26 protein-coding genes are annotated in these 26,530 nt (G+C 44.6%); 17 read left to right on the plus strand and 9 right to left on the minus strand.

What is annotated here, in order from left to right:
• Positions 1–23: 23 nt before the first annotated feature.
• The 6 genes from HRU23_01700 to lolB all read right to left on the minus strand — a co-directional run bounded on the left by HRU23_01700 (position 24) and on the right by lolB (position 4,689).
• Entirely contained in the window at positions 24–374 is a 351-nt protein-coding gene (locus HRU23_01700) for a P-II family nitrogen regulator (protein NRA52834.1), read from the minus strand.
• Between the two features lie 36 nt (positions 375–410).
• Positions 411–1,211, minus strand: a complete 801-nt coding sequence (locus HRU23_01705; GenBank protein ID NRA52835.1) for a DUF1538 domain-containing protein — start codon at positions 1,209–1,211, stop codon at positions 411–413.
• A complete protein-coding gene (locus HRU23_01710) occupies positions 1,208–1,912 on the minus strand; it encodes a DUF1538 domain-containing protein (protein ID NRA52836.1) in 705 nt (234 codons plus the stop codon). Before HRU23_01710 ends, HRU23_01705 begins: the two co-directional genes overlap by 4 nt.
• A gap of 315 nt (positions 1,913–2,227) precedes the next feature.
• The gene (locus HRU23_01715; protein ID NRA52837.1) at positions 2,228–3,175 is read right to left on the minus strand and encodes a ribose-phosphate pyrophosphokinase; all 948 of its coding nucleotides are present in this window, start codon (positions 3,173–3,175) and stop codon (positions 2,228–2,230) included.
• Between the two features lie 97 nt (positions 3,176–3,272).
• Positions 3,273–4,142, minus strand: a complete 870-nt coding sequence (gene ispE, locus HRU23_01720; GenBank protein ID NRA52838.1) for a 4-(cytidine 5'-diphospho)-2-C-methyl-D-erythritol kinase — start codon at positions 4,140–4,142, stop codon at positions 3,273–3,275.
• 28 nt (positions 4,143–4,170) lie between these two features.
• Positions 4,171–4,689 (minus strand): outer membrane lipoprotein LolB, encoded by a 519-nt coding sequence (lolB, locus tag HRU23_01725; GenBank protein NRA52839.1) that lies wholly within the window; start codon positions 4,687–4,689, stop codon positions 4,171–4,173.
• Between the two features lie 195 nt (positions 4,690–4,884).
• Between lolB and hemA the strand changes: the two genes are divergently transcribed.
• The 9 genes from hemA (at position 4,885) to rlmM (ending at position 13,336) form a co-directional block, all read left to right on the plus strand.
• Complete coding sequence (gene hemA, locus HRU23_01730) at positions 4,885–6,147, plus strand: glutamyl-tRNA reductase (protein ID NRA52840.1); 1,263 nt, start codon at positions 4,885–4,887, stop codon at positions 6,145–6,147.
• 146 nt (positions 6,148–6,293) lie between these two features.
• The gene (prfA, locus tag HRU23_01735) at positions 6,294–7,385 is read left to right on the plus strand and encodes a peptide chain release factor 1 (GenBank protein ID NRA52841.1); all 1,092 of its coding nucleotides are present in this window, start codon (positions 6,294–6,296) and stop codon (positions 7,383–7,385) included.
• Entirely contained in the window at positions 7,386–8,237 is an 852-nt protein-coding gene (gene prmC, locus HRU23_01740) for a peptide chain release factor N(5)-glutamine methyltransferase (protein ID NRA52842.1), read from the plus strand. It abuts the gene before it with no gap.
• Positions 8,238–8,518: 281 nt separating this feature from the next.
• Positions 8,519–8,905 (plus strand): SirB2 family protein, encoded by a 387-nt coding sequence (locus HRU23_01745; protein ID NRA52843.1) that lies wholly within the window; start codon positions 8,519–8,521, stop codon positions 8,903–8,905.
• A 7-nt stretch (positions 8,906–8,912) separates the two neighbouring features.
• A complete protein-coding gene (locus tag HRU23_01750) occupies positions 8,913–9,716 on the plus strand; it encodes a tetratricopeptide repeat protein (GenBank protein NRA52844.1) in 804 nt (267 codons plus the stop codon).
• A 112-nt stretch (positions 9,717–9,828) separates the two neighbouring features.
• Positions 9,829–10,677 (plus strand): 3-deoxy-8-phosphooctulonate synthase, encoded by an 849-nt coding sequence (gene kdsA, locus HRU23_01755; protein NRA52845.1) that lies wholly within the window; start codon positions 9,829–9,831, stop codon positions 10,675–10,677.
• 177 nt (positions 10,678–10,854) lie between these two features.
• The gene (locus HRU23_01760; protein ID NRA52846.1) at positions 10,855–11,769 is read left to right on the plus strand and encodes a transcriptional regulator GcvA; all 915 of its coding nucleotides are present in this window, start codon (positions 10,855–10,857) and stop codon (positions 11,767–11,769) included.
• A gap of 97 nt (positions 11,770–11,866) precedes the next feature.
• Positions 11,867–12,268: a DUF423 domain-containing protein gene (locus tag HRU23_01765; protein NRA52847.1), complete on the plus strand. Its 402-nt coding sequence runs from the start codon at positions 11,867–11,869 to the stop codon at positions 12,266–12,268.
• Complete coding sequence (rlmM, locus tag HRU23_01770) at positions 12,269–13,336, plus strand: 23S rRNA (cytidine(2498)-2'-O)-methyltransferase RlmM (GenBank protein ID NRA52848.1); 1,068 nt, start codon at positions 12,269–12,271, stop codon at positions 13,334–13,336.
• A 53-nt stretch (positions 13,337–13,389) separates the two neighbouring features.
• On the opposite strand, the gene HRU23_01775 is transcribed toward rlmM, so the two are convergent.
• Positions 13,390–14,886 carry a CoA-acylating methylmalonate-semialdehyde dehydrogenase gene (locus tag HRU23_01775; GenBank protein NRA52849.1) on the minus strand — a complete coding sequence of 499 codons (1,497 nt, stop codon included), beginning with the start codon at positions 14,884–14,886 and terminating at the stop codon, positions 13,390–13,392.
• Between the two features lie 203 nt (positions 14,887–15,089).
• On the opposite strand from HRU23_01775, the gene HRU23_01780 reads away from it, so the two are divergent.
• Positions 15,090–15,977 carry a LysR family transcriptional regulator gene (locus HRU23_01780; GenBank protein ID NRA52850.1) on the plus strand — a complete coding sequence of 296 codons (888 nt, stop codon included), beginning with the start codon at positions 15,090–15,092 and terminating at the stop codon, positions 15,975–15,977.
• A gap of 29 nt (positions 15,978–16,006) precedes the next feature.
• Here HRU23_01780 and HRU23_01785 read toward each other — a convergent pair whose 3' ends face one another.
• Together HRU23_01785 and HRU23_01790 are read right to left on the minus strand one after the other, a co-directional pair.
• A complete protein-coding gene (locus tag HRU23_01785) occupies positions 16,007–16,198 on the minus strand; it encodes a hypothetical protein (GenBank protein ID NRA52851.1) in 192 nt (63 codons plus the stop codon).
• Positions 16,199–16,540: 342 nt separating this feature from the next.
• The gene (locus HRU23_01790) at positions 16,541–18,676 is read right to left on the minus strand and encodes an FAD-dependent oxidoreductase (GenBank protein ID NRA52852.1); all 2,136 of its coding nucleotides are present in this window, start codon (positions 18,674–18,676) and stop codon (positions 16,541–16,543) included.
• A 337-nt stretch (positions 18,677–19,013) separates the two neighbouring features.
• Here HRU23_01790 and mraZ point away from each other — a divergent pair, with 337 nt between their 5' ends.
• From mraZ to mraY, 7 genes are read left to right on the plus strand one after another with little or no spacing between them, the layout of a single operon-like run.
• Positions 19,014–19,472 (plus strand): division/cell wall cluster transcriptional repressor MraZ, encoded by a 459-nt coding sequence (gene mraZ / locus HRU23_01795; protein ID NRA52853.1) that lies wholly within the window; start codon positions 19,014–19,016, stop codon positions 19,470–19,472.
• Positions 19,473–19,475: 3 nt separating this feature from the next.
• A complete protein-coding gene (gene rsmH, locus HRU23_01800; protein NRA52854.1) occupies positions 19,476–20,414 on the plus strand; it encodes a 16S rRNA (cytosine(1402)-N(4))-methyltransferase RsmH in 939 nt (312 codons plus the stop codon).
• Positions 20,415–20,420: 6 nt separating this feature from the next.
• Positions 20,421–20,738, plus strand: coding sequence for a cell division protein FtsL (gene ftsL, locus HRU23_01805; GenBank protein ID NRA52855.1), 318 nt, complete (start codon positions 20,421–20,423; stop codon positions 20,736–20,738).
• Complete coding sequence (locus tag HRU23_01810) at positions 20,735–22,489, plus strand: peptidoglycan glycosyltransferase FtsI (GenBank protein ID NRA52856.1); 1,755 nt, start codon at positions 20,735–20,737, stop codon at positions 22,487–22,489. The genes ftsL and HRU23_01810 overlap by 4 nt, the downstream gene beginning before the upstream one ends.
• Positions 22,486–24,015 (plus strand): UDP-N-acetylmuramoyl-L-alanyl-D-glutamate--2,6-diaminopimelate ligase, encoded by a 1,530-nt coding sequence (murE, locus tag HRU23_01815; GenBank protein ID NRA52857.1) that lies wholly within the window; start codon positions 22,486–22,488, stop codon positions 24,013–24,015. The genes HRU23_01810 and murE overlap by 4 nt, the downstream gene beginning before the upstream one ends.
• Entirely contained in the window at positions 24,002–25,405 is a 1,404-nt protein-coding gene (gene murF / locus HRU23_01820) for a UDP-N-acetylmuramoyl-tripeptide--D-alanyl-D-alanine ligase (GenBank protein NRA52858.1), read from the plus strand. The genes murE and murF overlap by 14 nt, the downstream gene beginning before the upstream one ends.
• Positions 25,399–26,481 carry a phospho-N-acetylmuramoyl-pentapeptide-transferase gene (gene mraY, locus HRU23_01825; protein NRA52859.1) on the plus strand — a complete coding sequence of 361 codons (1,083 nt, stop codon included), beginning with the start codon at positions 25,399–25,401 and terminating at the stop codon, positions 26,479–26,481. Before murF ends, mraY begins: the two co-directional genes overlap by 7 nt.
• Positions 26,482–26,530 lie beyond the last annotated feature (49 nt).

A 26,530-nucleotide genomic window follows, 5' to 3' on the forward strand; every position in this document is an offset into this window, starting at 1 on the left:
TGCTTTAATCAGAGTGTTTGTACTCACAATTCTTTCTCCACAGTTTCGCTTAGTCGATTAATTTGATGACTAACGCCGACGGCATCTTCGACATCAATTTGGATTGCTATGCCAGATCCTGGTTTTTTATCAAATTGACCAACTTGATAAATTTTTTCCAAAATATGGCGACTTAAATGTTCTTCGACAATAAATAAGATGACATCACGAGGCTCATCTAAGGTTAAACCAAAGAAGGTTTTAGGTTGTTGAATACCTTCTCCTCTGGCGTTATTAATAATAGTAGCACCGGTTGCTCCTGCCTCTCGTGCCGCATCCATAATGAGATCCGTGGTGTTGTCATCAACGAAGGCGATGATTAATTTAAAATGCATATTTCTCTCCGATCATGCGTTTTTTACTTAGTAACATTATGTTTTATGTGAATGTTTGGTTAGCTTTTCCGATATCTGCGCATAAGCCATTACCGACATAATAGGGAACAAGCTAGCAAAAGCGATTAAACCAAAACCGTCAATTATTGGGTTTCGTCCGGGTACTGTCTCGGCTAAACCCAACCCAAGTGCGGCGACTAATGGTACTGTAACGGTTGAAGTTGTAACGCCACCTGAATCATAAGCCAGTGGAATAATTAATTTTGGTGCAAATAAGGTTTGAATAACAACGACGACATAACCCGCCATGATGTACCACTGAATAGGATCTCCGACCACAATCCGATAACAGCCGAGCGAGATACCAACGGCAACACCAAATGCGACAGAAAGCCGTAAGCCCCACACGCCGACGGTTCCACCTGATACTTCATTGGCTTTAATTGCAACGGCAATAAGAGACGGCTCAGCAATGGTGGTTGCAAAACCAATTAAAAAAGCAAAGATATAAACCCAGCTATAATCGGTCCAAGCAAGTTGCTGTACCACGCCACTAAGCTGCGCTGCATTATCAACACCGGCAATAAAGGCTGGATCAGTCAGTTGCTTGGCCATTAACCGCCCTAAAGGAAACAGCGCTAATTCAAGCCCAATTAAGAATAATGATAAGCCGATTAAGACCCAAACAAAGCCCCGTAATACCTTACCAAGATTGGGTAATGGCTTGCGGATTACGGCAAATTGAAAGCCAAATAAAATCGCCGCTATCGGCAGGACATCGGTGAAGGTGGCTAAGATTGTTTGCACAATCTGAATTAGGATGTCGCTCAAGGTCATAGTTTAATCATCCCGTAAGCCATCACGAAAATCATAGGGGTTAGGGAGGCTAAGGCGATTAGCCCAAAGCCGTCGATCATCGGATTTCTGCCTTTAATTGAGGAAGCTAAACCCACCCCCAAAGCAGTGACTAGCGGCACGGTGATGGTTGAGGTTGTAACGCCGCCAGAGTCATAAGCAATCCCGATAATCTCTGGTGGTGCGAACATTGTCATAATAACGACGAGTAAGTAGCCGATAATAATAAACCATTGCAGCGGCCAGCCTTTGATTATTCTAAATACCCCCAGCGCGATAGCAATACCAACACTTAACGCAACACTTAGTCTAAGTCCTTGGGCATAATCGTTCATCGCGGCTTGGCTGGCTCCAATTAAACCACCATCAGCCGCTACTTTTGCCGCTTCAGCGGCAACGGCTATTAAAGCTGGCTCGGCGACTGTCGTGCCAAAACCGAGGCAAAAAGCAAAGATCAATAACCACTTCACGCTGCCTTTACGGGCAAAGGCGTGGGCCATTGATTCACCAATCGGAAATAAGCCTTGTTCCAGGCCGTGAATAAAGAAAGTAAGACCTAGTAAAACAAATAAGACCCCAAGCAGTAACTGACCGACATTAGGCAAGGGCTGGCCAATCACTACCAGCTGAAAGAAAACAATCACCGCAATGATCGGTGCCAAATCTCTGGCACTGCTGATCATAAAATAAAACAGTTTTTTGAAGGTCTTTTGCAACTTAGATCCCTTAAATTGAGCTGATTGTACTTTTATCTTACCGTAAAAGTGAGCTTTTGATCTAGGCCATATATTAGTAACTAGCGGGTTAAAACAGGTTTTTAAATAATAAGATAGTAGGATTGACAGTTAATTAAAGCGCTAATCCGATGGGCGGGGGTTTAATCGAAGAATTGATGGCGGCAGCTGGTGAGCTACAACAAGAGAAAAAGGTGATTAAATTTGGATAAAAAAAGCCGCGTTAAACGCGGCTTCAATCTTTAAGCTAAGTTAAATGCTTGCTTAGTATTCGAACATTGCCGAAATAGATTCTTCGTTTGAAACGCGGCGCAGTGCTTCAGCAATCATGCTGTCTAATGACAGAACTTTTACTTTACCGGTTGCAATCATTTCAGGGCTCAGTGGAATTGAATCTGTAACAATAAATTGTTCGATTACACTGTTTTCAACGTTTTCTACTGCACTGCCTGAAAATACTGGGTGAGTTGCGTAAGCGTAGATATTACGAGCGCCATGTTCTTTGAGCGCTTCGGCTGCTTTACACAAGGTGCCGCCAGTATCGATCATATCATCAACAATAATACAGTCACGATCAGCAACATCACCGATAATATGCATAACTTGTGATACGTTGGCTTGTGGGCGACGTTTATCGATAATAGCCAAGTCGGTATCATCAAGTAATTTCGCTAACGCACGTGCGCGCACGACACCGCCAATGTCTGGAGACACGACGATAGGGCGGTGAAACTCACGGCTTTTAATATCATTCAAAAGGACAGGAGTACCAAATACGTTGTCTACTGGTACATCAAAGAAGCCCTGGATTTGCTCTGCGTGCAAATCAACCGTTAAAACTCGGTCAACCCCAACACTCGACAAGAAGTCAGCAACAACTTTGGCAGTAATTGGTACACGAGCACTGCGAACGCGGCGATCTTGGCGCGCGTAGCCAAAATAAGGGATAACGGCAGTAATACGACCAGCAGAAGCTCGGCGTAGTGCGTCAACCATCACTAATAACTCCATCAGGTTGTTATTAGTGGGTGAGCAAGTTGATTGCAAGATGAACACATCTGCACCACGTACATTTTCGTTAATTTGTACGCTAATTTCCCCGTCACTAAAGCAACCAACAGTCGCATCACCTAATTTCAGGTAAAGACGATCGGCAATTTTTTTAGCAAGTTCAGGGATGGCGTTTCCAGCAAATAGCTTAATATCAGGCACGTTAAAACCTCAGGCGTTGGTTTTGTCGGTGGTATTTAAGACCACCATTGCATTAGTCGTTTTATTATAAAACAACTAACAGTAAGTTATGTTTGCATCAAATCGGCAGACTGGAATGGTTTAGTTTCGTTACTAAAGGAGATTGGTTAATCCCTTTGGCGATAAAACCTTGCATCGGTTTTGGTAATTTATCTAACACAGCAGCCGCTGACTGTTGGTCGACAAATTCACCAAAAACACAACTACCAGTGCCGGTCATTTTTGCTGGCGCGTATTGTATCAACCACGCAAGGGCCTTGGCAACTTCAGGATAACGATTTTTTGTGACTTTTTCGCAATCATTTGTCAATAAAGCATTATTTATTTGTGATATAGAAATGGGAGCTGTATCACGAACTAACTCAGGGGCGCTAAAAATTTCGCGGGTACACACTGAAACACCGGGCCAAATCACCAAATACCAAGGTTGTGGTGGTGAAACAGGGGTTAGTTTTTCACCAATTCCTTGTGCGAATGCGGCGAAACCACGAATAAAAATTGGAACATCCGCCCCTAAGCTCAGCCCGAGCTGTGCCAGTTGGTCGTTTGATAACTGACATTGCCACAAATGATTCAAGGCGACTAAGGTGGTCGCAGCATCAGATGAACCGCCGCCAAGACCCGCGCCCATTGGCAGGATTTTAGTCAGTTCAATTGAGGCTCCTGCATTGTGTAATGCATAGGGCTTTAGCAACATCGCCGCGCGATAAATAAGATTATCTTCAAGTGTAACACCTGGCACATCCGGGCTAAGGCTAATAGATCCTGAATCATTACAATCGATAGCTAAGCTGTCGCCATAATCTAAAAATTGGAACACAGTCTCCAACGTATGGTAGCCATTATCGAGCTGGCCAGTAATATGAAGAAACAGATTTATTTTAGCCGGTGCTGGCCACTGATTGTTGCCAGGAGTGATATTGTGCATAGAGAGTCTTATCATTGGTTGGGTCTAGTTACTGCTCAAGTTGCCACTGGCTAATCGCCAGTTTTAATAATGAGCCGTCGCGTTGTAATCTTAGCTGATGAGGTAGCTTATGTCCTTGCACCGTTTTGTATTGACCAAGGCTGAGCTGCCATGGTCGATTTAAACTGTCAACAATGATGCCTTGGGTAAAATCACCCTGCGGGCTCAAGCTGACTTGTGTTGCATCGCTTACTTCGCCAATTAACCAATGTTGCAGTTGATTGACCGGAATATGCCAGCCAGTTAATTGCCAAATTAATTGCTCGGCGGAACGGCCTTTAATCGGGCCGTCGTCGGCTTCAATAGTGACTAAGTGCTTATCACCTTCGATCGTCAGCACGGTAATCCCAAAAATGGTCAATAGTTTTATATCGAAATGCGGGCCATTTTGTTGCCAGTGAATTTTTAGTCCTTGTTTTTTCTGCGGGGTTTTGATCGCAAATTTACCTGAGAATTGCCATTGTGATAATGGATAATCAGGGTTCAAGGTTTGAGAAGGTTTAGTCACACAGCCAGCCAAGAATATTGGCAGCAATAAGAACAAGAATCGTTTAAGCATGTCTGAGTTAAAAAATTTGACTTAGATTGGCTATAGAGTAGCTTCTTTTTGATCTAGGCACTAGAGATGCTTTCAATTGCGCGCGTTTTTCATGTAAAATTCTTAGCAATAATTACCTTATAGATAAATAGTCGAACCAATCACATGTCTTTAGTTGCCTTAGGTATCAATCATAAAACTGCGTCAGTAGCATTGCGGGAAAAAATTGCATTTTCTCCTGACCAAATGGTTGAGGCGTTACAACAGTTAAAAATGCTCAATCACGGTGGCGAAGCGGTGATTGTGTCTACTTGTAATCGCACCGAGCTTTATTGTAATCAAGCTCAAGGTGAGCAATTAATTGATTGGTTGGTTGATTTTCATCAAATTCCAAAGTCCGAATTAGCGCAAAGTATTTATTTACATCAAGATGCTGCAGCTGTAAATCACTTAATGCGGGTATCTTGTGGGTTAGATTCGCTGGTCTTAGGTGAGCCGCAAATATTAGGTCAAATTAAGCAGGCTTATAGTACCGCCAAATCAGCAGGCTCTATGGGACTGTTGATGGACAAGTTATTTCAACGCACATTCTCTGTTGCCAAAAAAGTCCGGACCGAAACTAACATTGGGGCCAACGCTGTGTCGGTCGCCTTTGCCGCGGTGACCCTAGCAAAGCAGATATTTTCCCAGCTATCAGAAACCAATGTGTTATTAATTGGTGCCGGTGAAACGATCGAATTAGTGGCCAAGCATTTGACCGAGGCGGGAGCAACTAACATTACGGTTGCCAATCGTACTTTAGCGCGCGCACAAAGCATGGCTGAGCAAATTAATGGTAGTGCGATAACCCTGAGCCAAATCCCCGATCATTTGGCTAATTCCGATGTCGTGATTTCATCAACCGCTAGCACCTTGCCAATCCTAGGTAAGGGCATGGTCGAAACGGCGACTCGTTCACGGCGTCATCAGCCGATGTTATTGATTGATATTGCGGTGCCACGTGATATTGAATCACAAGTCGGTGAACTCGATGATGTGTACCTTTATACGGTTGATGACTTACAGGGAATTGTTGATCAAAATATGGCCTCGCGCCGCGCGGCAGCTGATGAAGCTGAAGTGATAACGGTTGAGCAAGCCGACCACTTTATGGCGTGGACTCGCTCGTTAGAGTCAATTGATTATATACGTCAATATCGTGAGCAAAGTTTAACGGTAAAAAACGAACTGGTCGAAAAAGCCCTGACAAAACTGGCCGCAGGCATTGATGCCGAGAAAGTCATGATTGAGCTGGCTAACAAATTAACCAATAAACTTATTCATAGCCCAACCCGCGCCATGAGTGATGCTAGCCACGCGGGTGATGTGACCAAGCTTTCGGTATTGTGCGATGCACTTGGCCTCGAGCAAGATCCTGAATTAAATTAAGCCCCGAATTGTGCCAAAGCCAGCCTTGGCTATTCGTACTAGATCCTACAGTCGCAATGCTTACGGGGATATATTACAATAGCCACCATACATCCTATTTGTGGTTATCTTAAGTAGCCCGCATTTGTTAGTGAGAAAATACAACAATGAAACCAACGGTTTATGCCAAATTAGAAGGGCTTGATGAACGCAGCCAAGAAGTGGAAGCTTTATTGTCGGATCCAGAGACTATCGCCAACCAAGATTTATTTCGTGCGCTAAATCAAGAATACTCATCGCTAGGACCTGTTGTTGAAGCCTTTAACCAGTATAACGAGGCACTGAGCGATTTTGAGTCGGCTCAGGAAATGCTCAAAGATGATGATCCTGACATGCGAGAAATGGCCCAAGAAGAATTTAAATTGACCAAAGCGGCCGTCGCAGAAATGGAAGATACCATACAAATTCTGTTATTGCCTAAAGATCCTAATGATGATCGCAATGCCTTTTTAGAGATTCGTGCTGGGGCCGGTGGCGACGAAGCGGCGATTTTTGCGGGTGACTTGTTTAGAATGTATAGCCGTTACATTGAAGCGCGTGGCTGGCGGATAGAGATCGTTAACCTTAACGAAAGTGAGCAAGGCGGCTTTAAAGAAGTCATTGCTAAAATTTCGGGCGAAGGTATTTACGGAATTATGAAATTTGAGTCGGGCGGTCATCGGGTGCAACGTGTACCTGAAACTGAATCACAGGGCCGTGTTCACACATCAGCATGTACTGTTGTTATCATGCCTGAGATCCCTGAAGCTGAACAAATTAAAATTAATCCAGCTGATTTAAAAGTTGATACTTTCCGTGCTTCTGGCGCCGGTGGTCAGCACGTTAATAAAACTGACTCAGCGGTTCGTCTTACTCACATTCCTACGGGTACCGTGGTTGAATGTCAAGATCAGCGCTCGCAGCATAAAAACCGTGCGCAAGCGATGTCAGTACTTTCGGCTCGCTTACAGCAAGCTGAAGACGAAAAGCGTCAAGCTGCCGAAGACACTACCCGCCGCAGCTTAGTAGCCAGTGGTGACCGTAGTGAGCGAATTAGAACGTATAACTACCCACAAGGACGCGTTAGTGACCACCGGATCGGCCTAACGTTATACCGTCTTGGTGATATTATGCAGGGTGATATCGACTTGGTGATCCAACCGTTATTAAACGAACAGCAAGCGGATCTGTTAGCCGCATTGGCCGAAGATAACCGCTAAATGCTAGTGTTGAGTATAAAGCAGTTACTCGAGCAGGCGAGGTTACAATTAACGGCGAGTGACTCGCCCTTGCTCGATGTTCAAGTGTTGTTAGCCCATGTGCTTGATGTCGATCGCAGCTATTTCTATACCTGGCCAGAAAAAGAACTTGCAGCGCCTTTAGTTGCTCAGTTTCAAGTACTGGTTGAGCGGCGTCAACTCGGCGAGCCAGTTGCTTACTTGGTTGGTAAGCAGGAGTTTTGGTCGCTCGCGCTAAGCGTTTCAGCAGCGACCTTAATTCCGCGCCCAGAAACTGAATTGTTAGTTGAGCTGGTCTTAGACAATGTAACGGCCACTAAAGCTGTCGGCATTGATTTAGGCACTGGCACTGGTGCTATTGCATTGGCGCTAGCCAGTGAACAGCCCAATTGGCAGCTGTTGGGCGTTGATTTTAGCGAACCTGCAGTGATGCTAGCGAACAAAAACAAGCAGCAACTCGCGATTGCTAATGCCGAGTTTATTCAGTCGAGTTGGCTAAGTAGCGTTGGCAGGCAGTATCGTCATAGCTGTGATTTTATCGTTTCAAATCCTCCTTATATCGACAGTAATGATCCACACTTACAGCTCGGTGATGTTAGGTTTGAACCTAAGTCGGCCTTAGTCGCTGCTAACAATGGTTTACAAGATATTATTGATATCACTGAGCAAAGTTGTGATTATCTTAAACCAGACGGTTTGTTATTATTCGAACATGGTTTTGAGCAAGGGCCTGCGGTTCGTCAAATACTGACCGACTGTGGCTTTGTCGGTGTTGTCACCGACCGCGATTTAGCCGGTCTTGATCGCGTAACCTCAGGGCGACGCCCTAGTTAACTTGTTATCGTCCAGAAACAGACATCCTTGTCTGTTTCTGGAGACACTACCGTAAAACGTGGTTTTACTTCGCTTTCATTTTCAACAAGTTGAAAATATTGGCACATCCCTGTACCACATAGCCAGTGCCCTGCTTCGCAGTTTCTGGATGGACACTAGCTAAATTACCCCCATTGTTAGGTGGTTATTTATTAAGCAGTCATTAAGGTTTAGTGGCTTGTTATTCGCATTATTAGCTAAAAACAGTAAAATGGCTGATAAATTTACAATGAGAAAATTTCATGGAACAGTTTTATCTCCCAATTAAGCACTTACACGTTACTCTTGTGGCGTTTAGCGTGCTGTTTTTTGTCGTTAGAGCAGGCCTGATGTTTGCTGGCCGGGCCATTCACCAGCAAAAGTGGGCAAAAATCACTTCTCGCGCCGTTGATACGTTCTTATTAGTTAGTGCTGTCATGTTATGTATCATCATTAACCAATCACCTGGTGCTGATGCTTGGCTGACTGAGAAATTACTCAGTGTCATTATTTATATCGTGCTGGCTTATGTCGCATTATATCGCGCTAAAACCACCAAAACTAAGGTGTTAGCGACAATTGGTGCCTTAGGTTGGGTCGTGATTGCGGCTAAACTCGTGATCTTTAAACAAGCATTTATTTTAGGTTAATGCCACCGTGACTGACTCTTTTGATATAGTAGAGATTGCCCCGCTTGAGTTACTGCGTTATGGCTCAAGCGCGATCAGTGAAGCGCAAGTCATAGCGGCTGGTGATGAGGTCTGGGATCAATTGCTCGATAGTGTCGACTTATTAGCTCGCCAAATTAAAGGCCAGTCGATTGAAGATCAATGGCTCGATTTTAAAGAGTTATTTTATGGTCAGTGGCAATTTAAAATGGCTGAGCAAGATTATTTTTCGATGCCAAGCAATAGCTTTCATTCGTTAATGACTGAGCGTGAAGGCAACAATGTGACGTTTTCAGTGGTACTGAATAACTTGCTGAAAATGTGTGATATCGCGGTAGAAATTATCGACTTTCCAGGTCCTTTGGTCTTGCGAATTGGCGGTGATAATGGCTTTTATGTCGATCCGTTAAACGGCGAACCATTAAGTCAGCGCATGTTAGAGCTATTGGTTCGTGGTCATTTGGGCGACCACCATCGTTTAATACCTGAGCACCTAACCGCCGCTACTGATGAGGTGACCAACAAACGTTTCTTAATTAGTATTAAGCAAGCCTGTTTGCTGGCGCACGAATTTGAGTTGGCGTTGAACTTTAATGAATGGTTATTAGCGCTGAGCCCTGATGATCCGCAGCAACGGATGGAGCGTGGTTTCGTCTTACAACAGCTCGATTGCTTTAAAGGCGCCAGTGATGACTTTAGTTACTTTATTGATAATTGCCCTGAAGATCCAAACGCCGAGGTGTTAAAGATGCATATAAAGACACTCGACGCGCAATTGACTACTTATCACTGATTTTTACGCGCCGACATAGTTGTGGTGATTACAGCGCCACGCTACATTGCTTATTCAGTGCTCTAAACCACTGAGATAGCCAATCAGGAACCCTAACATGACTGAGAACAGCATGACTCAAAAAATTATTAAGCTTGGTGCTATTGAAGTAGCGAATGACAAACCCTTCGTTTTATTTGGCGGCATGAATGTATTAGAATCGCGTGACATGGCGATGGCTGTGGCCGAACATTATGTTGAAGTGACGACGAAACTAGGCATTCCATACGTATTCAAGGCGTCATTTGATAAAGCAAATCGTTCGTCAATTAACTCATATCGTGGTCCTGGGCTTGATGAAGGCTTGAAAATTTTTGAAGAAATCAAAAAGACCTTTAACGTGCCAATTATTACCGATGTTCATGAACCGCACCAAGCCGCTGCTGTGGCTGAAGTGGTGGATGTAATTCAGTTGCCCGCCTTTTTGTCTCGCCAAACTGATTTGGTTGCCGCGATGGCGAAAACCAATGCAGTGATTAACATTAAAAAAGCGCAATTTTTAGCGCCCGAAGAAATGCGTCATATCCTCAGCAAATTTAATGAAGCGGGCAATGACAAATTGATGTTATGTGAGCGCGGATCATCTTTTGGTTACAATAACTTAGTTGTTGATATGCTTAGTTTTGGCATCATGAAAGACATGGGTTATCCGGTCATTTTCGATGTTACCCACTCATTGCAACGCCCTGGTGGCCGCAGTGATAGTGCCGGTGGTCGACGTGCTCAAGTTACTCAGCTTGGTTTAGCCGGTATCAGCCAAGCAATCGGTGGCTTATTTTTAGAAGCGCACCCAGATCCAAGCAAAGCCAAATGTGATGGTCCTTGTGCTTTACCGTTAGCAATGTTGGAGCCATTTTTAGCCCAAATGAAAGCGGTTGATGACGTGGTAAAAAGCTTACCGATTTTAGATACTCAAGGTTAATCATTTTAACTCAAACAGCTGACATTTCAGTTGTTTGAGTTAACTCCCCCACCAATTCAGCTCGCCACACCGTCCTGTTTCTTAATTCGTCTGACTTTTTACTTACTGCCACTAGACGTGATTGAACTCAAAATGCCATAATTGGATTAGAAAACCTAATCAGTAATAATGTTAATTATGTCTAGAAGATTACCACCATTAAATGCACTAAAAGCTTTTGAAGCGGCGTCTCGCCATCTAAGCTTTACCCGAGCAGCCGAAGAACTGTTTGTTACTCAAGCGGCGGTTAGTCATCAAATTAAATCATTAGAAGAAAACTTAGGCATTAAATTATTCCGCCGTAAAAATCGTTCATTGTTATTAACCGAAGAAGGGCAAAGTTACTTCCTCGATATTAAAGACGTTTTTTCAGCCTTGATTGAAGCAACCGATAAAGTATTGTCTCGAACGGCGGTTGGCGCCTTAACGGTTTGCACTTCACCGAGCTTTGCCATTCAGTGGTTGGTACCAAATTTAGCCAAATTTAGTGAACGGCACCCGGAGATTGATGTGCGAATAAAGGCACTTGATCTCGAGGAAGGTTTATTAACTGATGATGTCGATGTCGCGATTTATTATGGCCGAGGTAATTGGTCTGGTGTACGTTGTGACAAGCTGCGCAATGAATACTTAATCCCTGTTTGTGCGCCTTCGCTGCTGGTTGGCAAGCGACCACTTAATTCATTAAGTGATTTGCAAAACCACACCTTATTGCATGACTCTAGCCGCAAGGACTGGAAAATATGGATGCGCGAGGTTGGCGTCTCACTTGATAATGTGCATCAGGGGCCGATCTTTAGTTTGTCATCGTTAGCCTTGCAGGCAGCAGTTCATGGTCAAGGTGTTGCGTTAGGGTCTAATTTGCTGGCGCGAGCTGAAGTGGAATCTGGGCGTTTGGTTTGTCCGTTCGATCAGTTTCTATTAAGTAAAAATGCTTATTATATCGTGAGTAATGAAACACCGAGTGAATTAGGGAAAATCGATGTCTTTCGGCAATGGATGTTAGCCTTATTTAAAGAGCAAGAATTATCAACGAGAATGCCAGCGGCATAGCTAGTGTCCATCCAGAAACTGCGAAGCAGGACACTGGCTATGTGGTACAGGGATGTTTCTGGACGATAACTAGCCACATTACCCCATAGAGAGAAATATGAATATTTATTGTCGGATATTATTAGGCTTTGTCGGTCTTAATGGCGCGCTTGCCACTGGACTTGCTGCTGCGGCTAGTCACAGTGCGGTGATGGTGGCCAACCCGTATTTAACACAGGTATTCGCTAAAGCCAGTACGATGCATTTTTATCATTTGTTAGCGTTGCTAGGGCTTGCGGCTTGGTATCAGTTAACGGGCGCTCGACGTTGGTTAGTTAGTGCTGGTTTTTTTGCGCTGGGTATCACTTTATTTTGTGGTCCCTTGTATCTATTTTCCTTTGGTGGCGCTAAGATCGCAGGCATATTAACCCCCATTGGTGGGGCATGTTTTATTTTAGGCTGGTTAGCATTGTTGCTCGCTGCCGTCTTTAATAACAAAGTAACTAGTAGAGAGAGTTAAATGGATAGCGGTTTATTACTTTATTGTCGTCGTGGCTTTGAAAAAGAATGTGCAGGCGAAATTCAGAAAATAGCCAGTGATCAAGAAGTTTTCGGTTATTGTGTGGTTCAAGATAATTCTGGTTATGTACATTTTGTTTGTCAGGAATTAGCCCAAGCAGACAAACTAGCGCAGCGAATAGCTTTTACTAAGTTAGTTTTTGCTCGACAGATGATTGTGTTGGTGGCTAAGTTACAGGATTTGCCAAGTGACGACCGGATCAGTGTGATTGTTGAAGCGGCTAGCGAATTACCAGTTTGTGGCGATATTCGGGTTGAAACACCAGATACCAATGAAGCGAAAGAATTGTTAAGTTTCTGCCGTAAGTTTACTGTGCCTTTACGTGGCGCGCTGCGTAAACAAGGTTGCTTACTAAAAAAAGAGCACCTGAAAAAGCCAGTTATCCACTTAATGATGCTAGATTCATCGCAAGGTTTTTTAGGGTATTCTTATCCTGATAATAACTCACCATTTTTTATGGGGATCCCGCGCTTGAGGTTCCCGGCGGCGGCGCCGAGTCGATCGACGCTAAAACTTGAAGAAGCAATTTTATTGTTTGTGCCTAAAGATAAGCTTGAAAACCGCTTAAGCTCAGGCATGAGGGGCGTTGATTTAGGCGCTTGTCCTGGCGGTTGGACGTACCAATTGGTTAGACGTGGTTTGTTTGTCAGTGCGATAGACAACGGCCCGATGGCGCAATCACTAATGGACACTGGCCAGGTCACGCATTTTATGGAAGACGGCTTTAAGTTTGTGCCGGAAAGAAATGTTGATTGGATGATTTGTGACATGGTTGAAAAGCCGATTAAGGTCGCCGATCTGATGTCTGATTGGTTAGTGAAGGGCTGGTGTCGCGAAACCATCTTCAATCTTAAATTGCCGATGAAAAAGCGCTTTATTGAAGTTTATAAGTGTTTAGATCATATTGAAGCAAAATTGCGACGTGCTGGTTTGCGTTATGAGCTGCAATGTAAGCACTTATATCATGACCGCGAAGAAGTGACCGTGTCGGTTCATATCATCGGCTAGCCGATAAAAAAACCGCTATCACAGCGGTTTTTTATTGCCAGTTAAAAAACTTATTACATGCTGATCGTGGTATTCACCGCGCCGGCATCTTGTCCTGGGGCAAACCAACGCGTCGAGACAGTTTTAGTCTGGGTCCAGAAAGCAATTGCTTGCTTACCGTTCGGGCCCAAATCACCCAATTTAGAGCCGCGTGAACCGGTAAAGCTAAAGTATGCAACGGGCACCGGAATCGGAATATTAACGCCTAATTGACCGGCATCAGCTTCATTTTCAAAACGCTGAGCGTAATATCCTGAGTTAGTAAATATTGAAGCACCATTGCCGTTCGGGTTGGCATTAATGATTTCGATAGCTTGTTCAAAGGTATCGGCTTCTAAAACTAACAGTGCTGGGCCAAAGATTTCTTGGGTATAAATATCCATCTCGGTGGTTACGCCACTAAACATGGTTGGACCGACAAAATTACCTTTTTCATAACCAGCCACCACACAATTACGCCCATCAACCATTAAATTGGCGCCTTGCTCAACACCAGAATCAATGAGTTTAATGATCCGCTGTTTGGCTTGTGGCGTTATCACTGGGCCTAAATCGGCGCTGCGATCTGTGCCTGGGCCGACCTTCATTTCATGGCTACGTTTGGCTATTTCGTCAACCCACTGACGGGTTTCACCGACTAAAATAACCACTGAATTTGCCATACAGCGTTGTCCTGCCGCGCCATAGGCTGCGCCAAGAATATTATTGATTGCCTGATCTTTATCGCTATCTGGCATGATAATACAATGGTTTTTAGCACCCATCATACATTGCGCTCGTTTATTGTGGGCACTGGCATTTTGGTAAATATGGGTGCCAACATTAGTCGAGCCAATAAATGATACGGCTTTAATTAATGGGTGCTCACACAAACGGTTAGCCACTTCTGGGCCGCCGTGCACGACATTTAATACACCCGGTGGCACACCAGCTTCTAGCGCAAGTTCAGCCAATAATAAAGAGGCGGATGGATCTTGTTCCGAGGGTTTGAGCACAAACGTATTACCGGTTGCGATAGCCAGCGGAAACATAAAACAAGGCAACATTACCGGGAAATTAAAGGCGGTAATACCAGCGCCCACGCCTAGTGGCTTGTGCAAGGTATGCACGTCAACATTGCCGGCAACATTGCTGGCCATTTCACCCAGCTGTAACGAAGTAATCGAGCAAGCATGTTCAACTACTTCTAAACCACGGGCGACTTCACCTTCGGCATCTGGCAGGGTTTTACCATGCTCTAAAGTAATTAATTCAGCGAGTTTACTGGTGTTTTCACGGATTAAAAATTGCAGCTTTAGCATGATCCGCATGCGCTGACCCAGCGGCACTTTTTTCCACGACTGAAAGGCCTCATGGGCATTTTCAATCGCACTATCTACTTCGTCAAGTGTCGCAAAGGGGACCTGTGCAACGACTTCTTGAGTTGCGGGATTAACGACATCAATCCACTTGCCTGACGTGGACTCAACTTTTTGACCGTTGATGATCATTGGAATGCGGCGAACTGACATAATATATCCTTTTTTATTAGCGGACTAAGGGATCATCAAAGCGTTAGCGTTAGCGTTGGCGTTTACGTTTACGTTAATCCCAAGCATCAACTGAGCATAATGCTTAGGGGAACGCTTGACAAGAGCAGTGAGCGCAAGGCACCCTTGCATAAATGCAAGGCTACTCACGGTTAAATTTACCACTAACATAGGACACAATATTGATGAACTGGGATGATTTAAAAGTGTTTTTAGAAGTGGCCAGAGCAGAGACCTTATCCTTAGCCGCTAAAAGATTAAAATTAGATTCATCAACAGTTTCAAGAAGGGTCCATAAACTAGAGTCGTTATTGGAGACACAATTATTTGACCGCGGTGCGGGCGGCCACACCTTAACCCGTGATGGTCATGAATTACTAAAGACAGCGATTGTGATTGAACAGAAGACACAAAGCGCTCTTGAAATTTTGCAAGGAAGAAACCTGCAGGAGCAGGGCAATGTTAGGCTCGGCACGACGGATGCTTTTGGTAGTTTTTTTATCGCGCCAAATCTTGGCGGGTTTTTCAACAGCCATCCTAATATCACCGTTGATTTATTGCCGCTACAGCGTTTTGTTAAATTAACTCAACATGAAGCTGATTTGGCGGTAACGATTGAAAAGCCTAAAAATGAGCTGTTAGTTGTTTCAAAATTGTCGGATTACCGTTTGCGGATGTATGCCAGTAAACGCTATGTAGCAGAGCATGGTGAGATTAGTAACCTGGAGCAATTGAGTCAGCATTCGTTGATTGGTTATGTTGATGATTTACTGTTTAGCGATCAACTGAGTTACTTAAATCATTACTTGAGTGATATCGAACCTATTTTTAGAAGTACCAGTGTTATTTCGCAATTTAGCGCGGTTGAGCAGGGATTAGGAGTGGCAATTTTACCCTGTTTTTTAGCGGATAAATCAGACCAATTAGTGCGGGTGCTCGATCAGATCAATCTTACTCGCAGTTTTTGGATTGCTGCGCCCAGTGATCGGATGCGTCTAGCTAGAGTTAGTCATCTGTGGCACTACCTTAAGCAAACAGCCCAAGACTCACAAGATATCTTGATGGGTACTTAATCGGTGGATCGTATCAGGCCGTAAGATACTTAAGCTTTTATATTAACGTGATTGCCCAGGTTAGCGCTTGGCTGCGGACTGGCCATTACGTGTTGAGTACTGGCGGCTGATTCAATTAATTGCAATGCCATTTTACCATTCGCTTCTTGCAAATTTTTTGCAAGGGAAGCCGTTAGTAATTGCTGGCCACTGTTTGAGTTGGTTGCTGAAACGCTAGACATAATAGACCCTTTTATGAGTGATGTTTTACTGCCCAGAATTGTTCTCGTGAGCCAATGTAATAATGACTATGATCCTAAACTAACAAAATCGCGCCAATTAATAAAGGGCATGAGCCTGCTCTGTCCTTGACCTGAATCGTTAATTAAACGAGTAGCAGCGATCAGTTGAGTGTAAATATATATTTCTACAGCTAAATTTTTATATTGTTAATGTTTTAATTAATGGGCCATCGGTAGGAATTAGGATCGGCAACGAGCTATCCTAAATCTACACAATGGCGCAGTTAGGTGCTTATCCGATGAGCGGCGAAGCATCTAACTGCAGGTATGACAAAAGAACAGCTAGCTTCTTACTTTGTTATGGTATTTCTTTAATAAGCCCAAGATATATTGCGGCGCGTGATTGCGCTTCCACACCCCCGCAGCATATTTGTTGGCTTCACTCATCGTAGGGTAAAGGTGAATCGTGCCGAGAATTTTATTTAAGCCTAAATTATATTTCATTGCCGTAACGTACTCGGTGAGCAACTCACTGGCGTTGTGACCCACAATAGTGACGCCGAGTATTTTATCTGTGGTGCCTGCGGTGATCACTTTAATCCAGCCTTTGGCTTGGTTGTCGGCAATTGCGCGGTCTAAATCATCAATATCATACCGAGTGACACAATAATCGATGCCTTGCTCAGCGGCCTCGGTTTCATTAAGACCTACTCGGGCGACTTCTGGATCAACGAAGGTCGCCCAAGGAATAACTCGGTAATCAACCGCAAACTTTTTGAATCGACCAAATAAGGCGTTGACCGCGCTATACCACGCTTGATGTGCCGCGACATGGGTAAATTGATAAGGGCCAGTAACATCGCCTACGGCGTAAATATTAGGATAATTGGTTTGCAGATATTTATTGACCGCAATGGTTTTATTTGGCCGCAATGTTATGTCTAACTGCTCTAGCCCAAAACCAGCCGTATTAGCACTACGGCCGACTGCTATTAAAATGTGATCAAATTCGATCGCCACTTCTCGTTCTTGAACCTGACAAATAAGCCGCTGGCAGCCGTCAGTTACTTCAACGCGTAACGCTTGATGATTAGTTAGCACGTCGATGCCCTCATCAATAAATTGCTGCTTAATATATTCGCTAACCTCGGGATCTTCACGCGGCATGATCCGATCAAACAATTCAACTTGGCTGACTTGACTGCCCAATCGCGCAAAGGCTTGCGTTAGCTCGCTGCCAATTGGACCACCGCCTAAAACAATCAATCGCTGCGGCAGCTCGGTTAATTGCCACAAATTATCGGACGTCAGGTAATTTACTTGATCTAGCCCGCTGATTGGCGGCACAAAAGGTCTAGCGCCAGTGGCAATAATGATTTGAGCGGTCGTGAAAGGCTTACCATCAATCTCGACTGTCCAAGGATCAACAATATGGGCGGTTGCTTGTTTTACATCAACACCTAACTTGCTATAGCGCTCAACAGAGTCATGGGGTTCAATTTTTTTGATTACTTGATGGACGCGGGCCATGATCTTGGCGAAGTTGACCGTGGTTGTTGATTGTTCAAAGCCTAGTTGCTCGGACTTTTTTACTTCATGGGCAAATTTGGCGGCTTTAATTAAGGCTTTTGATGGCACGCAGCCAGTATTAAGACAGTCGCCACCCATTTGATGCTTTTCAACGAGGGCAACCTTAGCATTAACAGCAGCGCCGATATAAGAGCTTACTAAACCACCGGCACCAGCACCGATAACAATAAGATTGTAATCGAAAGACTTAGGTCGCTGATAAGGGCGATAAATACGATTAGCTTGCAGTTTGTCGAGCAGTCGCTTGGTCAGCAACGGCATTACCCCTAATAGCGCAAATGCCGCTAATAAAGGCGCAGAAATAAGGCCACTGAGATCGTTTACTTGACCTAGTTGGGTGCCGGCAAACACAAACGCTAGCGTGCCAGGTAACATGCCTAATTGACTGACGATAAAATAACGTTTAGTTGAAATTGAGGTGACCCCCATGACCAAGTTGACGATAAAAAATGGGAAAATCGGTACTAAGCGCAGGCCAAATAAATAAAAGTTACCTTCATTATCTATGCCTTGGTTGATGGTAGTTAGCTGCTGTTTGAATTTTTTGTTTATTTTGTCGCGCAATAAATAGCGCGAACTTAAAAAAGCTAGGGTCGCGCCAAGCGTACTGGCAAATGAGACTAACAACGTGCCATATACCAGGCCAAATAATGCACCCGCAATTAGGGTGAGGATCGCCGCGCCGGGCAACGAAGCGCCAGTTATGATGACGTAGGCGACAAAGAACGTAATAGTGGTGAGCCAAGGAGACTTGGTTAAATTTTGTTCGAATTCACTTTGGTGACTTTTTATGTAGTCAAGGTTGAGATACTGATCCCAGCCTAATAAGAAGAATAGCCCTATAATAAGCGCCAAGGTCGTAATTAAGATGACTTTTGATTTATTCATTTTTGTACTCGCAACTTTCATGGATAACTTATATAGACAGGCTAAGTGGTATAAAAAATTTCACCGCTGGCACTTTTTTATTTTCCCGTTTAATTAGCTGTAAATAAAGATATTTGGGTCTAATCCTATTTGTTTTCAGTCATTACTCGCTATTTTTGTGACGAATCGTACGAAAATAAATCAACTATCTTTTTTAATAAGTTCAGTCTCTTGTGCTATTCAGATCAAAAGTCGTCAATTGTGTCTTGACGTGTCTTCCTCATCCCCCTAAAATTGTTTAAAGTGGCAATAAGTGTCACAAAGTGGATTTATTGGGATTATAACAAGGGAAACATAGATGTTTCGTGGCACGACCGCTATTAATCTCGATGTAAAAGGACGCTTAACGATGCCAACTGTGTATCGCGAAGTAGTGCGCTTGCAAGGGGAAGGGAAAATGGTCTGTACTATCGATATTAAACGTCCTTGCTTGATGTTATATCCAATAAACCAATGGCAACCAATAGAAGAAAAATTGATGCTGTTGTCTGATTTTGAACCGCAAGAAGCGGCGATCAAGAGTTTAATTCTTGGTAATGCTAATGACTGCGAGATGGATAAAAATGGCCGGGTATTATTGCCGGCTCCATTAAGACAACATGCTGACTTTGATAAAAAATTAATGTTGGTTGGTAAAGTAAATAAATTTGAATTATGGGATGAAACTCAATGGTTGGCACAAACGCAAGAGCACTTAGCGTTAGTGAAATCGATTGATTTCAGCACATCAGTTCGCTTAAAGGATCTAGCACTTTAGATTATGACTCAACAATTTTCTCACGTTACCGTTTTACTCGATGAAGCGCTAGACGGACTAACGATAAAATCTGACGGCATCTATATTGACGCGACTTTTGGTCGTGGCGGTCATTCACGTAAGCTCTTATCAAAATTGGGCCCAGACGGTCGGTTATTTGGTATCGATCGTGATCCAACAGCGATTGCCGTGGCCAAAGAGCTTGAGCTTGAAGACTCACGCTTTCGCATTCTCGCCGGACCATTTTCTCAGTTGGCAAGTTATGTCGAAGATCTTGACTTAACGGGTCAAATTGACGGTGTATTAATGGATTTGGGCGTATCTTCTCCCCAGCTCGATGACGCTGAGCGTGGCTTTAGCTTTATGCGTGACGGCCCACTTGATATGCGAATGGATCCAACCACTGGCCGCAGCGCGGCGCAGTGGTTGGCACAAGCTGATGTCGATGAGATTGCTTATGTGATCAAAAACTTTGGCGAAGAAAACTGGGCGACTCATATTGCGCGCTCGATTGTCGCCGATCGTCAAGAAACGCCGTTTGAAACCACCAAGCAACTCGCTGATTTTGTGGCGCGAGTGGTGCCGAAAAAAGATCGTAACAAGCATCCGGCTACCCGAACGTTTCAAGCGATCAGAATTTACATTAACAGTGAATTAGAAGAAATAGAGCAAGCCTTGTTGGCTTCAATCGACGTCTTAAAATCTGAGGGACGGTTGTCGGTTATTAGTTTCCACTCACTGGAAGACCGGATCGTTAAGCGTTTCATCAGAAAGCAATCGAAAGGCAAAGAAGTACCTTTTGGTTTGCCAATGACCGAAGACGAGCTTAACAAAAGCAGAAATTTTAAAGCCATCGGCAAAGCGATAAAACCATCGAAAGATGAAATAGACGTTAACCCACGTTCGCGCAGCTCAGTGTTGCGTTTAGCGCAGAAGCTTTAGTCGTTAATGACTGACGAGCGGCGAGTTAACTTACCCAAGGTCATTTTGGCCGATTTGTTAAGTCACCTATGGTTAGTCGTATTGATTTTGGTGGTGCTGGGCTCGGCCATTGCCGTTGTTTACAGCAGCCATCAAAATCGCTTGTACATTGGTCATTGGGAAGAATTGCGTCAACAGCGTGATGAACTAAAGCTCGAAGCACGACATTTATTGGTCGAAGAAATGGCCTTGGCCGAACATAGTCGAATTGAACGCATAGCAACGGAACAGCTACTGATGAAACGCCCATCAACAATAAAAGAAATAGCGGTGTCATTAAATTGAAAAAACAAGCGAAAGTAAATAGTCAACCAGGCCTCATTTCATGGCGGCTGTACGTCATTGCCGGTTTAATTATTCTGGTTTTTGTTGGCATTGTTGCACGCGTTAGTTTTTTACAGTTGATCGACTCTAAACATTTGCGCGAGCAAGGCGATATGCGCTCGTTGCGAACCACCATAAGCGAAGAGCATCGTGGTAATATTTTTGATCGACATGGCAGTGCACTCGCGGTAAGCGTACCTGTTGAAATAGTGTGGGTTGATCCTAAAATAGTTCATAGCAATAATGGCTTGAGCGATATGCGCCGCTGGCAGGCCTTGTCAGACGTATTAGAACGACCATTAGCTGATGTCTTGGCAACCGTTAAAGATAAAAAACGCCGTTTTGCTTACCTAAAACGTCAAGTTTCACCGGCGCAAGCCAATTATATTAAACAATTAAAAATCCCTGGCGTTTACCTTAAACCTTCATCTCGGCGTTATTACCCGACCGGTGAGGTTGTTGCTCATGTGGTGGGTTATACCAATATTGATGATAAAGGCCAGGACGGCATCGAACGCAGTTTTGATGACTGGTTAACCGGTGCGCCAATTAAGCAAGAAGTGCGAAAATCTCGTGATGGCATGGTGGTCGAGCGACTCGATATCGTTGAAGAGGGCGAACACGCTAACGATATTGTGCTCAGTATTGATCAGCGGATCCAGGCCATCGCTTACCGTGAGCTTAAGATTGCGACTGAATATTACCGTGCTACTTCGGGCTCTGTTGTGGTGCTTGATGTTAAAACGGGTGAAGTATTAGCGCTGGCTAATATACCGTCATTTAATCCGAATAACCGCCGGACCATGGCGCCGCATAAATTACGTAACCGCGCAATTGCCGATGCGTTTGAACCGGGCTCGACCATGAAGCCGCTGGCCGTAATGACCGCGCTCGATTTTGGTAAGTTTAAGGTTGATTCGGTCATTGATACCTCACCTGGCTGGTACCGGATTGGCGGCAGTCGCATTAAAGACAGCCATAACTATGGCAAAATAAATGTTGCGACTGTGATCTCAAAATCATCGAATGTTGGAGTCAGCAAGCTTGCATTATCAGTGCCTAAACAACAATATTTGGGTGCATTCTCAGCACTAGGTTTTGGCGCGCATACTAACATTAGCTTGCCGAGCGAAAGTCCTGGCTTGTTGCCGCAGCGACGCCGTTGGTCCGATTTTGAATTAGCTACCCTGTCATTTGGTTATGGCATGACGGTGACACCACTGCAGCTGGCGCAAGCCTATTCAGTTATTGCTAACCAAGGACGACTTAATCCCGTTTCCATTTTAAAACTTGAGCAGCCACCGAGCTCAACTCAGGTTGTTTCACCGCGTGTTGCCAATGCGGTCTTAAATATGATGGAAGGGGTGACACAGCAAGGTGGCACTGCACTTAAAGCTCGGATTGGTGGTTATCGGGTGGCTGGTAAAACGGGTACGGCTCAAAAAGCGATTGCTGGCGGTTATGGCGACGAGTATTTAGTCTCATTTGCCGGGATTGCCCCAATTGATGATCCGCGCCTAGTAACAGTCGTGTTTATTAATGAGCCCCAAGGTGACAAATATTACGGTGGCGACGTTGCCGCGCCAGTGTTTGCAAAAGTAACAACAGGTGCCTTGCAGTTATTGAATGTCGCGCCAAGTAAAACCGTTGAATTACCAATAGATATAGCCTCATTACCCTCACTGTCAGGTAGTAATAGGGGCATAAAATGAGTCAGCCTAATTCGATGTTGTTAACAGATTTACTCCGCAGATTATTGCCTGAAACCGAGCTGGAAAAACTCGAAAAAATTACCATTAAAGGCATCAGTCTTGATAATCGAACGCTCGATACCGATTGGTTATTTGTGGCATTAAACGGCAGCCAATGTGATGGTCGCCGCTTTAGCGCCGCTGCATTAAAGCAAGGCGCCGCGGCAGTCTTAAGTGAACTAGCACCAGAGCAAGTCAGCTATGTTGAACTGACTGCTGATGGCGCGATTGTGCACCTGAGTGACTTAGTGGCGCAATTATCGCAAATAGCAGGCGATTATTACGGCCAGCCAAGTCAGCACTTGACCTTAATCGGTGTCACTGGCACCAATGGCAAAACCACGGTCACCCAATTGATTGCGCAGTGGTTAGAATTACTCGGCCAGCGTGCTTATACCTTAGGCACGCTGGGCAATGGTTTTATCGAAGCACTTGAGCCTAGCATCAATACCACGCTTAATGCGATTGATGTTCAGCGTCATTTAGCGCAAGCCGTGGCCGCGGGCGCAAGTTATGCGGTGATGGAAGTATCGTCTCATGGTTTGGCCTTGCACCGAATCGCAGATTTAACCTTCGACGTTGCAGCTTTTACTAACTTAAGTCGTGACCATCTTGATTTTCATGGTGACATGGCAGGTTATGCGGCGGCCAAACAGCAATTATTTAGTGCCAAGCATTGCTTGCAAGCGGTGCTTAATGGCCAAGATCCCGTTGCCCGACAATGGTTAGAGCAATGGGATAGCAAGGTTAAGGTCAGTTGCTTTAATCAGCGCCAGCCTGATGTTGAGCAATATCTGGTTGCGACAAACGTGAGTTATCATACGGGCGGGATTGACGCGACTATTGTTACCAATCAGCAGCAAGGCCAACTGAGCAGTCAGTTGCTGGGCGCGTTTAATTTAGAAAATATCTTAGCGGCGTTAAATATTTTAGTCAGTGCTGGTTTTACACTTGAGCAGCTGCTTGAGCTCGCACCACAGTTATCGCCAGTTGCTGGTCGCATGGAAGCTTTCTCAGTGGCTGGTTTGCCAACGGTAGTGGTTGATTATGCCCACACCAGTGATGCGTTAGTCAAAGCACTGCAGGCATTGCGGGTGCATTGTGATAACGAGCTGGTGGTGATGTTTGGTTGTGGCGGTGACCGCGACCAAGGCAAGCGGCCGCTAATGGCTGCGGCTGCAGAACAATATGCCGACAAGGTTATTTTTACTCAGGACAATAGTCGCAGTGAATCACCGCAACTCATTATTGAGCAGATGTTTGCTGGGATCCAAAAACCAGCGGCTATCAAGGTTGAGCTCGAACGCACTAAGGCCGTTGAACTGGCTATTAAGATGGCCAGCGCTAATGATATTGTGTTATTAGCTGGTAAAGGTCACGAAGATTATCAGTTACTTGGCGCTGAAACGCTTGATTATGATGAGCGAGTTTGGGCGCAAAAAGTACTGGCTCGACTAAGCAAGGAGTCAATCGATGATCGCAGTTAAGCTTTCGTACATAGTTGCCCAATTAGGATGGCGCCTGCTTGGCCCCGACCGGGTGATTGAGTCGGTTATAACTGACTCACGGCAGGTAACAACGGGTGACTGTTTTGTCGCACTTTATGGTGAAACATTCGATGCCCATCAGTTTATCGACCAAGTCATAAAGCAAGGCGCAAGCACGATAATTGTTAATGCTGAGCAAGATGTTGCAGCAAGTGATGTCTCGCAGCTTATCGTCAAAGATACTCGCGTCGCGCTTGGTCAATTAGCCGCGCTTAACCGCCAGTTATGTGATGCTAAATTTATTGCGATCACTGGCAGTTGCGGTAAAACCACGGTTAAAGAAATGGTCGCGGCAATTTTATCAAACCGCGGGCAGGTATTAGCTACCGCCGGTAATTTTAATAACGACATTGGGGTGCCGCTAACCTTATTACGGTTAACCAAAGACTGTGATTTTGGCGTGATAGAGCTAGGGGCTAACCATGTTGGTGAAATCGACTATACCAGTAGCCTAGTGCAACCCGATGTTAGCCTTATTACCAATATTGGCGCGGCCCACCTGGAAGGTTTCGGTGGCATTGCTGGGGTGGTAAAAGCAAAAACAGAAATATTTAATCATTTAAGTGCTCAGGGTGAGGCGATATTTGACCAAGCCAGTGAGCACGCCAGTTCATGGCAGCAGCTTAATGTTAAGCGTCAAATAACGACATTTACCACCGAAGCCGGTGAAAACAGCAGTTTATATGCAACCGATTTAAGTTTTAATGCCGCCGGTAAAGCGCGCTTTACCTTAAACTCTCCGCTTGGTCAGCAGTGGGTTGAGCTAGCGTTGCCTGGTCAACATAATGTCGGTAACGCCTTGGCAGCTGCCGCGGCATGTTTAGCCGTTGGCGCCAGTCTTAGCGACATCGCTTTGGGGCTTGAATCGATGCAAGATGTTGCAGGGCGCTTAAATTTTAGTGCGTTATCGCCGTTAGTGACCGTGATTGACGATACTTATAACGCCAACAGCAGTTCGATTGCCGCGGCGGTTAAGCTGTTAGGTCGACGTCAGGGTTATAAAATTCTGGTGTTAGCTGACATGGCTGAATTGGGTGATTACGCCGTCGAGTGTCATAAAGAACTTGGGCCAGTCATTGAACAACAACAAATAGATTTATTATTAACCATTGGCCAATTTAGCCAACATTATGCCAGCACATTTTCTGGCCAGCATTACCATTTTGAGGATAAGAACAGTTTGAACCTACATATTGAGCAGCAGTTACACTCACACCAATCTATTAACACTACGGTGTTAGTTAAGGGTTCACGAAGTGCCAAAATGGAACAAGTGGTCGCGCAGATTAAAATCGCTTACTCAACACTAGGGGAGCAGAGCCAATGCTAGTCTGGTTAGCCGAGTACTTAACCCAATACATTACCGGGTTTAATGTTTTTTCTTATTTGACCCTGCGCAGTATCTTGTCGGCGTTAACCGCACTGACTTTTTCGCTCTGGATGGGGCCTAAATTAATCCGCTATCTGCAGCGGATGCAAATTGGTCAAACCGTACGTGATGATGGTCCACAATCTCACTTGAGCAAATCAGGCACCCCGACCATGGGCGGCATATTAATTCTGGGGGCTGTTATTCTCAGTACCTTGTTATGGGCTGATTTAACCAACAGTTACATCTGGGTGGTGTTATTTGTCATCTCAGGTTTTGGCATCATCGGATTTGTTGATGATTATCGCAAGGTCGTGCGCAAAGATTCTAATGGTTTGATTGCTCGCTGGAAATACTTTTGGCAATCTGCTATCGCATTAGGCGTCGCCTTTTTCTTGTATTTCACCGCCAGTTCGCCGAGTGAAACCGTCTTTATCGTGCCGTTTTTCAAAGATGTCTTGCCTCAGCTTGGTTTGCTCTATATTGCCTTGGTGTACTTTACTTTAGTAGGTTCAAGCAACGCGGTTAACTTGACCGATGGTCTTGATGGTTTGGCTATTGTACCGACATTAATGGTGGCCGGAGCGTTTGGTTTGGTCGCTTATTTGACGGGTAACGTCAATTTTTCTCATTACCTCCATTTGCCACATTTACCCTTAGCCAGTGAGCTAACGGTATTTTGTTTGGCAATATTCGGCGCCGGATTAGGCTTTTTATGGTTTAACACTTACCCAGCCCAAATTTTCATGGGCGATGTTGGCTCATTAGCATTGGGTGCCGCTTTAGGTATTGTTGCCGTCTTAGTTCGTCAAGAAGTGTTGTTGATTATTATGGGCGGGGTATTCGTGATGGAAACCGTGTCGGTTATTTTACAAGTCGGCAGCTATAAATTACGTGGCCAACGAATATTTAGAATGGCCCCAATTCATCACCATTACGAATTAAAAGGCTGGCCTGAACCGCGGGTAATTGTCCGTTTTTGGATTATTTCATTGGTCTTGGTGTTGGTGGGTTTAGCGACCTTAAAAATTCGTTAAAATCGTTAGTAACAATTACTAGTAAGTCATTAGATAAAGTTAAAGGTTA

The organism is Gammaproteobacteria bacterium (genome assembly GCA_013214945.1).
Lineage (GTDB): Bacteria > Pseudomonadota > Gammaproteobacteria > Enterobacterales > Psychrobiaceae > Psychrobium.

Excerpts from the sequence above, each read along its gene's own strand:
- HRU23_01775 (NRA52849.1), bottom strand. The coding sequence starts at position 14,886 with ATGTCAGTTCGCCGCATTCCAATGATCATCAACGGTCAAAAAGTTGAG.
- mraZ (NRA52853.1), top strand. The coding sequence starts at position 19,014 with ATGTTTCGTGGCACGACCGCTATTAATCTCGATGTAAAAGGACGCTTA.
- rsmH (NRA52854.1), top strand. The coding sequence starts at position 19,476 with ATGACTCAACAATTTTCTCACGTTACCGTTTTACTCGATGAAGCGCTA.
- mraY (NRA52859.1), top strand. The coding sequence starts at position 25,399 with ATGCTAGTCTGGTTAGCCGAGTACTTAACCCAATACATTACCGGGTTT.
- hemA (NRA52840.1), top strand. The coding sequence starts at position 4,885 with ATGTCTTTAGTTGCCTTAGGTATCAATCATAAAACTGCGTCAGTAGCA.
- HRU23_01765 (NRA52847.1), top strand. The coding sequence starts at position 11,867 with ATGAATATTTATTGTCGGATATTATTAGGCTTTGTCGGTCTTAATGGC.
- rlmM (NRA52848.1), top strand. The coding sequence starts at position 12,269 with ATGGATAGCGGTTTATTACTTTATTGTCGTCGTGGCTTTGAAAAAGAA.
- HRU23_01710 (NRA52836.1), bottom strand. The coding sequence starts at position 1,912 with ATGATCAGCAGTGCCAGAGATTTGGCACCGATCATTGCGGTGATTGTT.
- ftsL (NRA52855.1), top strand. The coding sequence starts at position 20,421 with ATGACTGACGAGCGGCGAGTTAACTTACCCAAGGTCATTTTGGCCGAT.
- HRU23_01760 (NRA52846.1), top strand. The coding sequence starts at position 10,855 with ATGTCTAGAAGATTACCACCATTAAATGCACTAAAAGCTTTTGAAGCG.
- HRU23_01785 (NRA52851.1), bottom strand. The coding sequence starts at position 16,198 with ATGTCTAGCGTTTCAGCAACCAACTCAAACAGTGGCCAGCAATTACTA.
- prfA (NRA52841.1), top strand. The coding sequence starts at position 6,294 with ATGAAACCAACGGTTTATGCCAAATTAGAAGGGCTTGATGAACGCAGC.
- murF (NRA52858.1), top strand. The coding sequence starts at position 24,002 with ATGATCGCAGTTAAGCTTTCGTACATAGTTGCCCAATTAGGATGGCGC.
- HRU23_01780 (NRA52850.1), top strand. The coding sequence starts at position 15,090 with ATGAACTGGGATGATTTAAAAGTGTTTTTAGAAGTGGCCAGAGCAGAG.
- HRU23_01705 (NRA52835.1), bottom strand. The coding sequence starts at position 1,211 with ATGACCTTGAGCGACATCCTAATTCAGATTGTGCAAACAATCTTAGCC.
- HRU23_01745 (NRA52843.1), top strand. The coding sequence starts at position 8,519 with ATGGAACAGTTTTATCTCCCAATTAAGCACTTACACGTTACTCTTGTG.
- HRU23_01790 (NRA52852.1), bottom strand. The coding sequence starts at position 18,676 with ATGAATAAATCAAAAGTCATCTTAATTACGACCTTGGCGCTTATTATA.
- kdsA (NRA52845.1), top strand. The coding sequence starts at position 9,829 with ATGACTCAAAAAATTATTAAGCTTGGTGCTATTGAAGTAGCGAATGAC.
- prmC (NRA52842.1), top strand. The coding sequence starts at position 7,386 with ATGCTAGTGTTGAGTATAAAGCAGTTACTCGAGCAGGCGAGGTTACAA.
- HRU23_01700 (NRA52834.1), bottom strand. The coding sequence starts at position 374 with ATGCATTTTAAATTAATCATCGCCTTCGTTGATGACAACACCACGGAT.
- murE (NRA52857.1), top strand. The coding sequence starts at position 22,486 with ATGAGTCAGCCTAATTCGATGTTGTTAACAGATTTACTCCGCAGATTA.
- ispE (NRA52838.1), bottom strand. The coding sequence starts at position 4,142 with ATGCACAATATCACTCCTGGCAACAATCAGTGGCCAGCACCGGCTAAA.